Source organism: Pantoea sp. NPDC088449 (assembly GCF_044753225.1).
In the GTDB taxonomy this organism is placed as follows: Bacteria; Pseudomonadota; Gammaproteobacteria; order Enterobacterales; family Enterobacteriaceae; genus Pantoea; species Pantoea floridensis.
Map to the genome: position 1 here is coordinate 2,129,285 of NZ_JBIVMT010000001.1, position 14,188 is coordinate 2,143,472.

Consider the following 14,188-nt stretch of genomic DNA (forward strand, 5'->3'; position numbering starts at 1 on the left):
TACCGGAAAGCCGCGCACTCAGTGTGCGTTTACGCAACGTTTAATCGATTAACGCTGCCAGACGATCTTACTTATTTTCCAGCTTTTTAGGGTGTCGTCAGATGGCATCAAACCTTCAGGGCCATGCCATTCACCGCTGTAGACAAAGACAATATGCTGGCTGCCCGGTGCACGGCATTCAACATCATGCGCATCCAAACCTGAAGCCATTTTGCAGTTATTAAACGCTTTGCTGAATTTTTCACTGAACAGGTCGCCAATCTTGCTGCCGTCTGCCGCTTTAGCATCGGCATCCTGCACTTCAATACGCTCAACGCTGGTAGTGCCGTTAATCACCAATTTGACGTTGTCGCCATCCAGCGCCTGCCAGAAATCGACCACCTGACCATTCTGCGTGCGCATGCCCTGACGCAGTTTATAATCGCCGTTTAGCGCTTTATTGATGGCCTCCTCCGACATCGCCGTGGTGCTTGTCAGGCCCGCCACGCCTTGTTCAGTCACCTCAAGCGATCCGCCAAACCAGCCCAATGGATTTAGCGCAGACCAGTGATAGCTGAGTGGATTGTACCAATGGCTTTCGCTCGCGCTGGTAGAAGAACCCGAACTGGCGCAGCCAGCCAGAACCATGCTGCTAACCAGCAGTGCGTGACGAACAACTTTCATGAAAACTCCTTGATCTGCTAAGCCGATTGGCGTGCCTGTTGGAGTCACAAACCGGCAAAAAGTTTACTCGACGTGCTGATGCTCTGGTAGAAAGCAGTCGCGTAGCCGCCGTTGGGTTTGCAGCCAGAACAAGGCGAGCAAATCGAAAAGCGTCAATAACAGCGGCAGCGGCGAGTCGGGAAACGCCCCCTGCAGCAAGCTGGAGCCTTGCCACAGCAGGCTTATCAGCAGCGACGCACTCAATACGTGACGCCAGCTTTGCCACAGACGCGGCCAGCGCTGACGATAGCCCGTCAACAACAAGCCGATGGCCGCCGGGATGCCTAATGCCAGTCCCAGCCAGAAGCTTTGGCGATCGGGATAGAACAGCGCCAGCAAATCGTTGCCCTGCTGGCGAGAGGCACCCGCCATCACCAGCAGCAGCCAGGTGCGCGCCTGCAATAACAGAATCAGCCAAAAAAGAAATGGCAGCCGCAGCTGCCCTTTCGCATCGTACTCTTCAGGAAGGTATTTCAAACCGATCATTAATACTCACGATCTTCAATTAAACGCTTGCCCAGCAGCAGCGCGTCCACCGGCTCGTAATCCAGCTTCTCATAAAACGCCACCACCTGATCGTTCTCTTCGCGCACCATCAAATTGATTTTTGGACAGCCACGCGCGATCAGCTTCTTCTCCAGACGATTCATCAACGCATTGGCAAAACCACGCCCCTGATAATCGGGATGTACCGCCAGATAGTAGACAGAACCGCGGTGGCCGTCATAGCCGCCCATCAGCGTACCGACTACTTCACCGCCGACTTCCGCCACCAGAAACAGTTCCGGGTCGTGGTTCATTTTGCGTTCAATATCCAGCTCCGGATCGTTCCAGGGGCGTAACAAATCGCAACGCTCCCAGAGCGTGATCACTTCTTCAAAATCTTCCTGGCGGAAAGAACGGATTTCCATCGACGTTACCCTGCTGTTAGGCACAATTCGCTGATTATCACGCATTCTTTGCCAGGCGCAACCCTCAGGCGACACAACGGTGCAAAAAAAGCGCGACATTTCTGTTAGTCAGTTGCAATAGAAAGTAAACGCTTGAAATAGTTACGAGGTCGCCGCCTGGGCATTGTTACGCTATAACATTGGGCAGGATTTACCTGTCATGGACCCGTTAATGAAGAAGATTTCACTGCTTAAGCGCCTTACCAATCGTCGCCAACTGATTCTTTCCGGTTTAGCGCTGGCGGTGTTGTCGCCGCGCGCCGTGCAGGCAACGGAAGAGAACAGCACTCTGCGCGTCAACTCGCGCCATACGCCACCGAAACCCGCCGCTAATGGCAAACGTATCGTGATGATCGATCCCGGTCACGGCGGCATTGATTCCGGCGCGGTAGGTGAAGAAGGCTCCGAAGAGAAACATATCGTTCTTGCCATCGCCAATACCGTGAAAACGTTGCTGCAATCGCATCCGCGCATCGAAGTCCGCCTGACGCGCGAAAGCGACCACTTTATTCCGCTTTATCAGCGTGTTGAGATCGCCCACCAGCATGGCGCCAATCTGTTTATGTCGATTCACGCCGACGGCTATACCAGCCCGGACGCCAATGGCGCGTCGGTGTTTGCGCTCTCCAACCGCGGAGCCAGCAGTGCAATGGCGCGCTACCTGTCGCAGCGTGAAAACGATGCTGACAAAGTGGGCGGCGCCGAAGTGCAGGATAAAGATCATTACCTCAACCAGATTCTGTTCGATCTGGTGCAGACCGACACCATCCGTAACAGCCTGACGCTCGGCAAGCACGTGCTGGATCAGATCCGCCCGGTGCATCATCTGCACAGCCAGCACACCGAGCAGGCGGCTTTTGCCGTGCTGAAATCGCCGTCGATTCCTTCGGTATTGGTTGAAACCTCCTTTATTACCAATCCGCGCGAAGAGCAGCTGCTCGGCACCCAGGCATTTCGGCAGAAAATCGCCAGCGCTATTGCCGATGGCATCTCCCGTTACTTTGATGAGGTCGATCGTCGCGAAGCCTAGCTTTTTCCTGTGATAGAATCGCGGCAAATTTCCGGAACGAGTAACTGATGAGCAATCCCGATATTTCCCGCGTCAAAGCCTTTTTGCTGGCGCTGCAGGATGATATTTGCGCCCAATTAGCGGCGGAAGATGGCAAGGCGAGCTTTGCTGAAGATGAGTGGCAGCGCCCCGGCGGCGGCGGCGGACGCAGCCGCGTGTTGCGTAATGGTGCGGTATTTGAACAAGCGGGCGTGAACTTTTCACATGTGCATGGCGACCAAATGCCGGCCTCCGCCACTGCGCATCGCCCCGAGTTGGCGGGTCGCAGCTTTGAAGCAATGGGCGTGTCGCTGGTGGTGCATCCGGAAAGCCCTTACGTTCCCACCAGCCACGCCAACGTGCGCTTTTTTATTGCAGAAAAACCAGGTGCCGATCCCGTTTGGTGGTTCGGCGGCGGATTCGACCTCACGCCCTATTACGGCTTCGAAGACGATGCGCTGCACTGGCATCAAACCGCCCACGATCTGTGCCAGCCGTTTGGCGAGGATATCTATCCACGCTACAAAAAATGGTGTGACGATTACTTCTACCTCAAGCATCGCGACGAGCAGCGCGGCATCGGTGGGCTGTTTTATGACGACCTGAACACGCCGGATTTCGACTATTGCTTCGATTTTATGCAAGCGGTGGGCAACGGTTTCTCTCAGGCCTATCTGCCGATTGTGGCGAAGCGCAAAGCGTTGCCGTGGGGCGATCGCGAGCGCCAGTTCCAGCTCTATCGTCGCGGTCGCTATGTAGAATTCAATCTGGTATGGGATCGCGGTACGCTGTTTGGCCTGCAAACCGGCGGCCGCACCGAATCCATTTTGATGTCGATGCCGCCGCTGGTGCGCTGGGAATATGATTATCAACCGGAAGCCAACTCTCCCGAAGCCGCGTTATACCGTGATTTTTTGCCGGTGAAGGATTGGTTGGCATAACTCGTAAGGTCGCCATTAATGGCGACCTGGTTTCACAACGGTTCGGTCTGCGCCTCTACTACCGCTAACGCCACCATATTCACAATACGCCGCACCGAGGCAATACGCGTCAACACATGTACCGGCTTGCTGATTCCCATCAACACTGGCCCCACGGTGACCCCTTCTGAACAGGAGACGCGCAGCAGGTTGTAGCTGATGCGCGCCGCTTCTACGTTGGGCATAATCAGCAAATTGGCGGTGCCCTTAAGCGGGCTATCCGGCATCAGTTCGCGGCGAATACTCTCCACCAGCGCGGCATCTCCGTGCATTTCACCATCAATCTCTAAATCCGGCGCACGTTGCTGGATCAGCGCCAGCACTTCGCGCATTTTACGCGCGCCCGGCGCGTTGGACGTACCAAAGCTGGAGTGCGACAGCAGCGCCACGCGCGGCTCAATCCCAAAGCGCCGCACGGTTTCCGCCGCCAGCAGCGTAATATCCGCCAGCTGCTCGGCGCTGGGATCTTCATTAACGTAAGTGTCAGCGATAAAAGTGTTACCGCTCGGCAGCAGCAATGCATTCATCGCGCCCGCCACCTTCACGTCATCGCGCAGGCCAAACACTTTCTCCACCACATCGTAATGTTCCTGGTAATCGCCGATGGTGCCGCAGATCAGCGCGTCGGCTTCTCCACGATGGACCATAATTGCACCAATCAGCGTCGGATTACCGATCACCGCACGCTGGGCGGTTTCCGGCGTTACGCCGCGCCGTTTCATGATTTGGTAATACTCGTTCCAGTACTCTTTGAAGCGCGGATCGGACTCGTTATTAACGATCTCAAAATCCTTACCCGCTTCGATTTTTAATCCCTGCTTTTGCAGGCGCATGGCGATCACGTTGGGACGGCCAATCAGAATCGGCTTCGCCAGCCCGAGCGTCACCAGCTCCTGCGTGGCGTGCAGCACGCGCACCTCCTCCCCTTCCGCCATCACCACGCGTTTCGGATCTTTGCGCGCCTGCGAGAAGATCGGCTTCATAAACAGGTTGGTTTTGTAGACGAACTCGGTGAGCTTCTCACGGTAGGCATCAAAATCGTCAATGGGCCGCGTAGCCACGCCAGATTCCATCGCCGCTTTTGCCACCGCTGGCGCAATCTGCACAATCAATCGCGGATCAAAAGGTTTAGGAATCAGGTATTCCGGACCGAAACTTAAGTCTTGATCGTCATACGCTGAGGCCACCACATCGCTCTGCTCCGCCTGCGCTAACGCCGCTATCGCATGCACCGCCGCCAGCTTCATCTCTTCATTGATCGCCGTAGCGCCCACGTCCAGCGCGCCGCGGAAGATAAACGGGAAACACAGCACGTTGTTTACCTGGTTAGGGAAATCAGAGCGCCCGGTGCAGATAATGGCGTCAGGTCGTACCTGCTTCGCCAGCGGCGGCATAATTTCCGGTTCAGGATTGGCGAGTGCCAGAATCAGCGGATCCTGCGCCATCTTTTGCACCATCTCCGGCGTCAGCGCTTTAGGGCCGGAACAGCCGAGGAAAATATCCGCGCCGCCAATCACCTCATCCAGCGTGCGTGCGCCGCTGTCGGCAACCGCATATTCAGCTTTGGTCGGCGTCATGTTGGGCTCGCGATGGCGATAGATCACCCCTTTGGAATCGCACACCACAATGTTGTGCTTCTGCATGCCGAGCGCCACCAGCAGATTAAGGCAGGCGATGGCCGAGGCGCCCGCACCGGATACCACCAGCCGCACATCGCTAATGGCTTTTTTGACGATGGTTAAGCCGTTAAGCACTGCGGCGGTGCAGATAATCGCCGTGCCGTGCTGATCGTCGTGAAACACCGGAATCTGCATGCGCTGGCGCAACTGCTGCTCAATATAAAAACACTCCGGCGCTTTGATATCTTCCAGGTTGATGCCGCCAAAGGTCGGCTCCAGCGCGGCGATGACTTCAATCAGCTTGTCGGGATCGTGCTCATCAATTTCGATATCGAACACATCGATGCCAGCGAACTTTTTAAACAGCACGCCCTTGCCTTCCATTACCGGCTTACTCGCCAGCGCGCCAATGTTGCCGAGCCCCAGCACCGCGGTGCCGTTGGAGATCACCGCCACCAGATTGCCACGTGCGGTGTATTTGCCCGCGGCCAGCGGATCGGCGGCGATTTCCAGACAGGGCGCAGCTACGCCCGGCGAGTAGGCCAGCGCCAAATCACGCTGCGTTGCTAAAGGTTTGGTGGGTGAAACCTGAATTTTTCCGGGGGTGGGATATTGGTGAAAATCGAGAGCGCTTTGTTTGAGTTGATCGTCCATTAGGCATCCTGTGGCGCAGCTAAATGAGCGTTCAGTATAGGAATCTGTGCAGCAAAAGAGGGTGAAGGCGCTCAAAGAACGCGCAGTCTGAAAGGCACGGATTGCTACCGCTTCGCCTGCGGCTTTGCCACAGCCTGCTATTCTTAGTGATGGCAAAAAGCGTAGCTGAACCGATTAAGGCCCGTCCTCCTTTCACTATCGCACCTCTTAAGCGCCACGACGGCACAATCAGAGAAAACGCATTTTCTTCGTGCAACGTCTGTAGCACTGTGTTGGACCACTACTTAACAGGAATGGGTGCAGCACGTTTGCCCACATTATTGCTAATCAAGGAGTTAAGCGATGAACCAGCTAGATGCATTAAAACAGTACACCACCGTGGTGGCTGACAGTGGCGACATTGAATCTATTCGCAATTATCACCCACAAGACGCGACCACCAACCCATCATTGATCCTGAAAGCCGCCGGTCTCGAGGGTTACAAGCACCTGATTGATGACGCCATCGACTACGCAAAAAAACAGGGCGGCAGCAAAGAGACGCAAATTATCAACGCCAGCGATAAAGTGGCGATTAATCTCGGTATGGAAATTCTGAAAAGCGTGCCGGGCCGTGTTTCGACCGAAGTGGATGCGCGCCTCTCCTTCGATCGTGGCATGTGTGTCACCAAAGCCGAGAAGCTGGTGCGTCTGTACGAAGAGCACGGTATCGATCGCTCACGCATTCTGATCAAACTGGCCTCCACCTGGGAGGGCATCAAAGCCGCCGAGGAGCTGGAGAAAAATGGTATTCAGTGCAACCTGACGCTGCTGTTCTCGTTCGCCCAGGCGCGCGCCTGTGCCGAAGCCGGTGTGTTCCTGATTTCACCGTTCGTTGGCCGTATTTACGACTGGTACAACTCACGCAAACCTATCGATCCGTATGTGGTGGATGAAGATCCAGGCGTGAAATCTGTGCGTCGTATCTACGATTACTACAAAAAGCACCGTTACAGCACCGTCATTATGGGCGCCAGCTTCCGTAAAGTGGAACAGATCCTGGCGCTGGCCGGCTGCGATCGCCTGACCATTTCGCCAAATCTGCTGGAAGAGCTGGCCAACAGCGACGCGCCACTGGAACGCAAGCTGGAGCCATCAACTGAAGGCTTCCATCAGCCGGCTTCACTGTCAGAAGCGGAATTCCGTTGGGAACATAATCAGGATCCGATGGCGGTTGAAAAACTGTCAGACGGCATCCGTCAGTTCGCCATCGACCAACAGAAGCTGGAAGACGTCCTCTCGTCACGTCTGTAACCCGCAATCACTCTTATGGCGGATGGGCAACGGCTCATCCGCTATCGCCAAATCACAAGGGAGAACCTTATGTCTTCACGCAGAGAGTTGGCTAACGCGATTCGTGCACTCAGCATGGATGCGGTACAAAAAGCAAATTCCGGCCACCCCGGCATGCCAATGGGCATGGCAGATATCGCCGAAGTGTTATGGCGCGATGTCCTGAAGCACAATCCGAACAACCCGGCCTGGGCCGATCGTGACCGCTTTATCCTCTCCAACGGTCACGGCTCAATGCTGCTCTACAGCTTGCTGCATCTCACCGGCTACGATCTGCCGATGGAAGAGCTGAAAAATTTCCGTCAGCTGCATTCAAAAACCCCCGGTCACCCGGAAATTGGTTACACGCCAGGCGTGGAAACCACCACCGGGCCGCTGGGCCAGGGCTTAGCCAATGCGGTCGGTTTGGCGATTGCTGAACGTACGCTGGCGGCGCAGTTTAACCGTCCCGGTCACGACATCGTTGACCATCACACCTACGTGTTTATGGGCGATGGCTGTTTGATGGAAGGTATTTCGCACGAAGTCAGCTCGCTGGCCGGCACGCTCGGCCTTGGTAAACTGATTGGCTTCTACGATCACAACGGTATTTCCATCGATGGTGAAACCGAAGGTTGGTTCACCGATGACACCCACAAACGCTTCGAAGCCTATAACTGGCATGTGATCGGCAGCGCAGAAGGCATTGACGGCCACGATTCAGAAGCCATTGCTGCCGCAATTAAAGAAGCACAAAGCGTCACCGATAAACCGTCGCTGATTATCTGCCGCACCACCATTGGCTTCGGCTCGCCGAATAAAGCCGGTAAAGAGGAGTCGCACGGCGCGGCGCTGGGCGAAGAAGAAGTGGCGCTAACGCGGCAGAAACTGGGCTGGCACTATCCACCGTTTGAGATCCCGAAAGAGATTTATCAGCAGTGGGATGCTAAAGAAGCGGGCGCACAGCGTGAGAAATCCTGGGATGAGAAATTTGCCGCGTATAAAGAGGCGCATCCCGAGCTGGCACAAGAGTTTAGCCGTCGTCTGAACGGTGAAATGCCAGCCAACTGGAACAGCGAAGTACAGAAGTTTGTTGAAGAGCTACAGGCTAATCCGCAAAAAATCGCCAGCCGTAAAGCATCGCAAAATACGCTGGAAGTGTTTGGTAAGCTGCTGCCGGAATTCCTTGGCGGTTCTGCCGACCTGGCGCCAAGTAACCTCACCATTTGGTCAGGCTCGAAATCGATCAAAGAGGATACTGCCGGTAACTACATTCACTACGGCGTGCGTGAGTTTGGTATGACGGCAATCGGTAACGGTATCGCCCATCACGGCGGCTTCGTGCCTTATACCGCCACCTTCCTGATGTTCGTTGAGTACGCGCGTAATGCGGTGCGCATGGCGGCGTTGATGAAAGCGCGTCAGGTATTGGTGTATACGCATGACTCGATCGGCCTCGGAGAAGATGGTCCCACGCACCAGCCGGTTGAGCAAATTGCCAGCCTGCGCGTCACGCCAAACCTTAGCCTGTGGCGTCCGTGCGATCAGGTGGAAACCGCCGTCGCGTGGAAAGCCGCCGTTGAGCGCCATCACGGCCCAACGGCGCTGATTCTGTCGCGTCAAAACTTGCTGCAGCCGGAACGCAGCCAGGAGCAGGTGGCAAATATCGCGCGCGGTGGCTATGTGCTGAAAGACAGCGACGGTGCGCCGGAAGCGATCATCATCGCCACCGGTTCAGAGATCGAAATCGCGTTGGGCGCAGCGGAGAAGCTGACCGCTGGCGGCCATAAAATTCGCGTGGTTTCACTACCAAGCACCGACGTGTTTGATAAGCAGGATGCTGCCTATCGTGAATCGGTACTGCCATCCGGCGTGAAAGCGCGCGTGGCGGTGGAAGCCGGTATCGCCGATTACTGGTACAAGTATGTCGGTCTGGACGGCGCAATTGTCGGCATGACCACCTTCGGTGAGTCTGCACCAGCTGGCAAACTGTTCCCGGAATTTGGCTTCACCGTCGAGAACATCGTCAGCCACACCGAAGCCTTACTCAAGCCGCACTAATTGATTTGGCCCTGCGTCTTTTAGGCGTAAGGGCCATTTTTTGATCACAGCCTGATACAGAAAAAAATCCGCTCTGCCCTCTTCACGCCTCGCACAAACTGATTACTATAAGCTTTCCTCCGATTCTGATAGCGGACGCTTTCCCGTTGAAAAAACGTACCCCTTTTTTACTGGCCTTAATGGTTTCAGTGCTTCCATTAAAAAGCATGGCGCAGTCGTCGCCCGATCCGTTACTGGCTTCACAGATTGTTGATCGCTACGCCGAGCACATTTTCTATGGCAGCGGTGCCACCGGTATGGCGCTGGTGGCTATTGATGGTAACCAGCGCGTTTTCGCCAGCTTTGGTGACACGCGTCCCGGCAATAACGTGCGTCCACAGCCTGATTCCGTCATTCGTATCGCCTCACTAAGCAAGTTAATGACCAGCGAAGTGATGGTGAAAATGGCCGAGCGTGGCCAGATTCGTCTTGACGATCCGCTGAGCAAATATGCCCCACCCGGCGCGCGCGTGCCGAGCTATAACGGACAACCGATTCGCCTAATTAACCTGTCCACGCACACCAGCGGGCTGCCGCGCGAGCAGCCGGGCGGCAAACCGCATCGTCCGGTATTTGTCTGGCCAACCAAATCCGATCGCTGGCAGTGGCTGAGCGGTGCCGAACTGAAAGCGATGCCCGGCTCGCGCGCGGCGTATTCCAATCTCGGCTTCGATCTGCTGAGTGATGCGCTGGCCAAGGCGGCAGGCACGCCGTATCCGGCGCTATTGCAGCAATTAGTGACACGTCCGCTCGGTATGAAAGACACCACTTTTACGCCATCACCGGATCAGTGCCAGCGCCTGATGGTGGCGGAAAAAGGCGCCAGCCCGTGTAACAACACGCTGGCCGCGATTGGCAGCGGTGGCGTTTACTCAACGCCAGACGATATGGGGCGCTGGATGCAGCAATTCCTCAATTCCGCCGTGAATCACCGCACGCCACAAATCGATCGCCTGCAAACCCTGATTTACCGCCGTGACCAATTAACCAAAGTAGAAGGTATGGATGTGCCGGGGCGCGCGGATGCGCTGGGCATGGGCTGGGTATATATGGGACCGAAAGAGGGGCGTCCGGGGATTATTCAGAAAACCGGCGGCGGCGGCGGCTTCATCACCTATATGGCGATGGTGCCGCAGCACAACGTAGGCGTCTTTGTGGTGGTGACGCGTTCACCGCTCACGCGTTTCACCCCGATGAGCGATGGCGTTAACAATATGCTGACCGAACTGGTGGGGAATCAGTCCGGTTCACCTATGACGGTGCAAGCGATTCGCTAACGAGATGGATGGCGGTCGCCATAAATGGCGCCAACTTCAATGCCACGATTAACACGGTCGCCATAAATGGCGCCAACTCCAATGCCGCGATTAACACGGTCGCCATAAATGGCGACCCTACAAACAACCGTAGGGTGCGCATTTATGCGCACCGGGTTAACGCGATTGCACTGCATTCTGCGATTGGCTAACCCACAAGGTTGGCCAGTCATCACTGCTGTGCCATGCATCACAGGTTTTCTCCTCCGCATATTCCGCCAGCACAAACTCGTTGCCGTCAAATTGCCAGCGCGTTGCCACACCGCAATCTCCCAAGCCACGCCCTTTACTGAAGGTGTAGAGCAAGCCATTGCTGGCATCGAACTCCGCATTGACTAACTCCAGCTGATTATCGCTGCGGGAAGCGGGGGTGAATGGCAAAGTTAAGCTCAGACCGCGCGCCACATAAGGCGCGCTACGCGTCACTTCAAATGCCAAATCGATAACGTTATAAGCGCCGGTTTCGCAGCTGACCAGCAGCAGCGCTTTGCTGTCGGTGAGCGGTGAGACACTCACTTCGCGCCGCAGCGGATCGAGCGAGCAGTTATCGGTATTTACGCGCCAGGTGCCGTAATCAATCAATCCGCTGGTCTCTTCCTGAGTCAACGGCGCAGGCGGCGGCAACGGCGTTGGGAGCAGCGGCAGTAGCGGCTGCGGCGGCACGTCCCACTGCACGCGATCGCCGCGTTTCACCCATGCGCTGGCACCGTTCACCCTGCCCTGCACATCATCCATCAACAGCAGCGCTGCCTTCATACCGCTGAGCGGAATGGTGGCATTAGCCTTGTAAGTTAATTGCAGATTTTGTGCATCCAGCGTTTGAGCCAGAAACTCGTCAATAGCGATGGCATTGCTGGTCGCGAGATGGTGAGGTTCTACCGTCCAGTGTTTGAGATCGGGCGTTAAACGGCGCTGATCGAGCAGCAGGTTATCTTTTAGCGGACCGCCCGGCAGCTCACCGCTGTAGGCGCTGCCGTAATCGATACGCAGCAGTGGACGATCGTTAACGCCAGCATGACGCGAGAGTGTCATCACCAGGCCGTTATCGCCGGGAAAACTGCGCGCCACGCAAAAAGCCGCATTGTTACAGGTTAGCTGCCAGTCAGAAAACGACTTTTGCAACGGTTCGGCCTGTACGCACGCGACAAAGAGGAAGGGCAATAAAAGCAGTAACTTCATCCAATACGACATTAAAAAAATCGGTCCCCAAATTCCTGGAAAGAAAATGATAGCGCAACGGGAACGCTGTCAGCAGGCCTAAACTGTGAGCCGGCCCTAAAAGCGGGGTTAACTGCTGCAAAAGCAGTCACCCTATGTCGATCGGGTACGGGATAACGCGATATCTCCATCATCCTTTTCGCACGATTAGTACTCAATCGGATTCGTCGGACAAATGATGCACCATCACAAAACGGTCAAATACACATAAACGGTCACAAGCGGTCATGGTAGCTTTATTTGCCATGGTCGGCATTCAACGCGCGTAGATAGCCAATTAAGCCATATGACGCTTATTGCTGTGACTCGTGTCACTTATTTTTGATAACCAGACATCTCATTTACATAAAAAGCAGATCCAAATCACTCTACTGGGGTCAGGCATTTTGACGACTGCGGACTCGTGCGCAGCCCACACTTTCCTGCGGCACTATCCAGTAATTTATAACCATCGGAGGGAGTCATGTTGCCGATTGAAAGACAGCAGCGAATTATTGATGAATTAAATTTAAATGGTCGGGTCATTGTCGCTGAATTAGTCACGTTATGTCAGGTTTCACAAGAAACTATTCGTCGTGATTTAACTCAGCTGGAGAAACGTGGTCTGTTACAACGCAGCCACGGAGGTGCGGTACCAGCAAAAAGACAGGCCGCCAACATTCAGGGAAATACAAGAGGTGTTAACGAGTATGATCTATCTTTCCGCCAGCGGGTAAATGAAAACGTCGATGCAAAGATGGTTATCGCCAAACGTGCACTCGATTTCATTAGCCCAGGGGATTGTATATTACTCGATAGCAGCACCACTTGCTGGTATTTAGCGCGACAGCTTCCGGATATTGAATTAACGGTGTTAACCAATTCAATCCGAATAGTGCAAACCCTTGCAGCACGCGGCAGCATCCGCACTATCTGCCTGGGTGGAGAATATTCAGACCGTTATGAAGATTTCCACGGCGTCGTCGCTGAGCAGCCGCTCAGGGAATTTCAGATTAATAAAATCTTTTTTTCCTGTAGCAGTTTAGGCAATGACGGTTATTTACGTGAAGGTAACGAAAACAACGCACATTTAAAACAACAGATGTTATTAGCAGCGGAAAGAAAGCATCTGCTGCTTGACGGAAGTAAATTCCTGCGGCCCTCATTCGCGCGTATTTGCCATTATCGCGATGTGGACTTCCTTATTACTGACCAATTAAAAGACAAAGAGCTGGAACAAGAATTAGCCTGGAACGGCGTCAATATTATTGATTGCTCCCAGCGCAGCCATTCTATGCAGCTAATAAAAAATTAAATCGGAGTCTTTATGAAAAAACATCTTATCGCCTGTTCCTTACTCGCCCTGTTCGCTGCCACTGGCGCACACGCCGCTGATAAATTACGCATGGGCATCGTGGTGAAAATTGGCGGTATTCCGTGGTTCAACGCCATGGAAGCGGGCATTAAGAGTGAAGCAGCCAAACGTGGCATTGACGCGTGGATGGTCGGTCCAACTGCCGCCGATCCGGCTTTGCAGGTGCGTGCGATTGAAGATTTGATTGCGCAGAAGGTCGACATCATTGGCGTGGTGCCGAATGACCCGAAAGTGCTGGAGCCGGTGCTGAAACGCGCGCGTGATGCCGGTATTGAGGTGATCACCCATGAATCACCGGATCAGAAAGGCGCGAACTGGGATTTCGAACTGGTGGATGCGTCAACGCACGGCATCAATCACATGAAAGCGCTAGCGCAATGCATGCACGAGGAAGGCAAATACGCCATGTATGTCGGCAGCCTGACGGTGCCGCTGCATCAACAGTGGACCGACGCCGCACTGAATTACCAGAAAGCGCATTATCCAAAAATGCAGATGGTTACCGACAAATTTGGCGTCGGCGAATCGCTGGACGACTCCATTCGCACCACCAACGAGCTGATGTCTAAGTACCCGGATCTGAAGGGCATTATGGCCTTCGGTTCACAAGGTCCAATTGGTGCCGGCCGTGCGGTGATGAACCGCAACAAGATTGACCAGGTTTGCGTGATCGGTGCCTTCAGCCCTGGCCAGGGCGCATCGCTGGTGCAGCGCGGTGCCATCAAAGGCGGCTACATCTGGAACCCACAGACCGCTGGCGAAGTGTTTGTGCGTATCGCTGACATGATGCAGAAGAAAGAGCCCATCACCGACGGAATGACCATTGAGGGTTTAGGCAAAGTGAAAGTTGACGAGGCGACCCACACCATCCTCGGCAACAACACCGAAAGCCTGGACAAAGAGAATCTGCCAAAACTGGTGAAAATGGGGCTGTAA

General features: G+C 54.7%; 12 protein-coding genes. 7 read left to right on the top strand and 5 right to left on the bottom strand.

Features of this window, described 5'->3' with window-relative positions:
• Nucleotides 1–48 precede the first annotated feature (48 nt).
• The 3 genes from ACIP6T_RS10190 to ACIP6T_RS10200 form a co-directional block, all read right to left on the bottom strand.
• Complete coding sequence (locus ACIP6T_RS10190; protein ID WP_400456743.1) at nt 49–663, bottom strand: RpoE-regulated lipoprotein; 615 nt, start codon at nt 661–663, stop codon at nt 49–51.
• A gap of 63 nt (nt 664–726) precedes the next feature.
• Nucleotides 727–1,188 (bottom strand): DUF2919 domain-containing protein, encoded by a 462-nt coding sequence (locus ACIP6T_RS10195; protein ID WP_097096499.1) that lies wholly within the window; start codon nt 1,186–1,188, stop codon nt 727–729.
• Nucleotides 1,188–1,613: a GNAT family acetyltransferase gene (locus ACIP6T_RS10200; RefSeq protein ID WP_097096498.1), complete on the bottom strand. Its 426-nt coding sequence runs from the start codon at nt 1,611–1,613 to the stop codon at nt 1,188–1,190. The genes ACIP6T_RS10195 and ACIP6T_RS10200 overlap by 1 nt, the downstream gene beginning before the upstream one ends.
• Before the next feature lie 211 nt (nt 1,614–1,824).
• Here ACIP6T_RS10200 and amiA point away from each other — a divergent pair, with 211 nt between their 5' ends.
• Both amiA and hemF read left to right on the top strand, forming a co-directional pair.
• Nucleotides 1,825–2,682: an N-acetylmuramoyl-L-alanine amidase AmiA gene (gene amiA, locus ACIP6T_RS10205; RefSeq protein ID WP_097097670.1), complete on the top strand. Its 858-nt coding sequence runs from the start codon at nt 1,825–1,827 to the stop codon at nt 2,680–2,682.
• A gap of 47 nt (nt 2,683–2,729) precedes the next feature.
• Nucleotides 2,730–3,641 carry an oxygen-dependent coproporphyrinogen oxidase gene (gene hemF, locus ACIP6T_RS10210; protein ID WP_097096497.1) on the top strand — a complete coding sequence of 304 codons (912 nt, stop codon included), beginning with the start codon at nt 2,730–2,732 and terminating at the stop codon, nt 3,639–3,641.
• Nucleotides 3,642–3,673: 32 nt separating this feature from the next.
• Here hemF and maeB read toward each other — a convergent pair whose 3' ends face one another.
• Nucleotides 3,674–5,953 carry an NADP-dependent oxaloacetate-decarboxylating malate dehydrogenase gene (maeB, locus tag ACIP6T_RS10215; RefSeq protein WP_400456748.1) on the bottom strand — a complete coding sequence of 760 codons (2,280 nt, stop codon included), beginning with the start codon at nt 5,951–5,953 and terminating at the stop codon, nt 3,674–3,676.
• 342 nt (nt 5,954–6,295) lie between these two features.
• Here maeB and tal point away from each other — a divergent pair, with 342 nt between their 5' ends.
• The 3 genes from tal (at nt 6,296) to ampH (ending at nt 10,641) form a co-directional block, all read left to right on the top strand.
• Nucleotides 6,296–7,246: a transaldolase gene (tal, locus tag ACIP6T_RS10220; protein WP_097096495.1), complete on the top strand. Its 951-nt coding sequence runs from the start codon at nt 6,296–6,298 to the stop codon at nt 7,244–7,246.
• A gap of 69 nt (nt 7,247–7,315) precedes the next feature.
• Entirely contained in the window at nt 7,316–9,325 is a 2,010-nt protein-coding gene (gene tkt, locus ACIP6T_RS10225; RefSeq protein ID WP_097096494.1) for a transketolase, read from the top strand.
• 146 nt (nt 9,326–9,471) lie between these two features.
• Nucleotides 9,472–10,641 (top strand): D-alanyl-D-alanine-carboxypeptidase/endopeptidase AmpH, encoded by a 1,170-nt coding sequence (ampH, locus tag ACIP6T_RS10230; protein WP_400456749.1) that lies wholly within the window; start codon nt 9,472–9,474, stop codon nt 10,639–10,641.
• A 156-nt stretch (nt 10,642–10,797) separates the two neighbouring features.
• Here the strand turns inward: ampH and ACIP6T_RS10235 are convergent, their stop codons facing one another.
• Nucleotides 10,798–11,871, bottom strand: a complete 1,074-nt coding sequence (locus ACIP6T_RS10235; protein WP_097096492.1) for a DUF1176 domain-containing protein — start codon at nt 11,869–11,871, stop codon at nt 10,798–10,800.
• Nucleotides 11,872–12,361: 490 nt separating this feature from the next.
• Here ACIP6T_RS10235 and ACIP6T_RS10240 point away from each other — a divergent pair, with 490 nt between their 5' ends.
• Together ACIP6T_RS10240 and ACIP6T_RS10245 are read left to right on the top strand one after the other, a co-directional pair.
• Nucleotides 12,362–13,192, top strand: a complete 831-nt coding sequence (locus ACIP6T_RS10240; RefSeq protein WP_097096491.1) for a DeoR/GlpR family DNA-binding transcription regulator — start codon at nt 12,362–12,364, stop codon at nt 13,190–13,192.
• Between the two features lie 12 nt (nt 13,193–13,204).
• Nucleotides 13,205–14,188: a substrate-binding domain-containing protein gene (locus tag ACIP6T_RS10245; protein ID WP_097096490.1), complete on the top strand. Its 984-nt coding sequence runs from the start codon at nt 13,205–13,207 to the stop codon at nt 14,186–14,188.

What these genes read in the sequence shown, in the direction of transcription:
- tkt (WP_097096494.1), top strand. Translation starts at nt 7,316, where the DNA reads ATGTCTTCACGCAGAGAGTTGGCTAACGCGATTCGTGCACTCAGCATG.
- ACIP6T_RS10245 (WP_097096490.1), top strand. Translation starts at nt 13,205, where the DNA reads ATGAAAAAACATCTTATCGCCTGTTCCTTACTCGCCCTGTTCGCTGCC.
- maeB (WP_400456748.1), bottom strand. Translation starts at nt 5,953, where the DNA reads ATGGACGATCAACTCAAACAAAGCGCTCTCGATTTTCACCAATATCCC.
- ACIP6T_RS10190 (WP_400456743.1), bottom strand. Translation starts at nt 663, where the DNA reads ATGAAAGTTGTTCGTCACGCACTGCTGGTTAGCAGCATGGTTCTGGCT.
- amiA (WP_097097670.1), top strand. Translation starts at nt 1,825, where the DNA reads ATGAAGAAGATTTCACTGCTTAAGCGCCTTACCAATCGTCGCCAACTG.
- ACIP6T_RS10235 (WP_097096492.1), bottom strand. Translation starts at nt 11,871, where the DNA reads ATGTCGTATTGGATGAAGTTACTGCTTTTATTGCCCTTCCTCTTTGTC.
- ACIP6T_RS10195 (WP_097096499.1), bottom strand. Translation starts at nt 1,188, where the DNA reads ATGATCGGTTTGAAATACCTTCCTGAAGAGTACGATGCGAAAGGGCAG.
- tal (WP_097096495.1), top strand. Translation starts at nt 6,296, where the DNA reads ATGAACCAGCTAGATGCATTAAAACAGTACACCACCGTGGTGGCTGAC.
- ACIP6T_RS10200 (WP_097096498.1), bottom strand. Translation starts at nt 1,613, where the DNA reads ATGGAAATCCGTTCTTTCCGCCAGGAAGATTTTGAAGAAGTGATCACG.
- hemF (WP_097096497.1), top strand. Translation starts at nt 2,730, where the DNA reads ATGAGCAATCCCGATATTTCCCGCGTCAAAGCCTTTTTGCTGGCGCTG.
- ACIP6T_RS10240 (WP_097096491.1), top strand. Translation starts at nt 12,362, where the DNA reads ATGTTGCCGATTGAAAGACAGCAGCGAATTATTGATGAATTAAATTTA.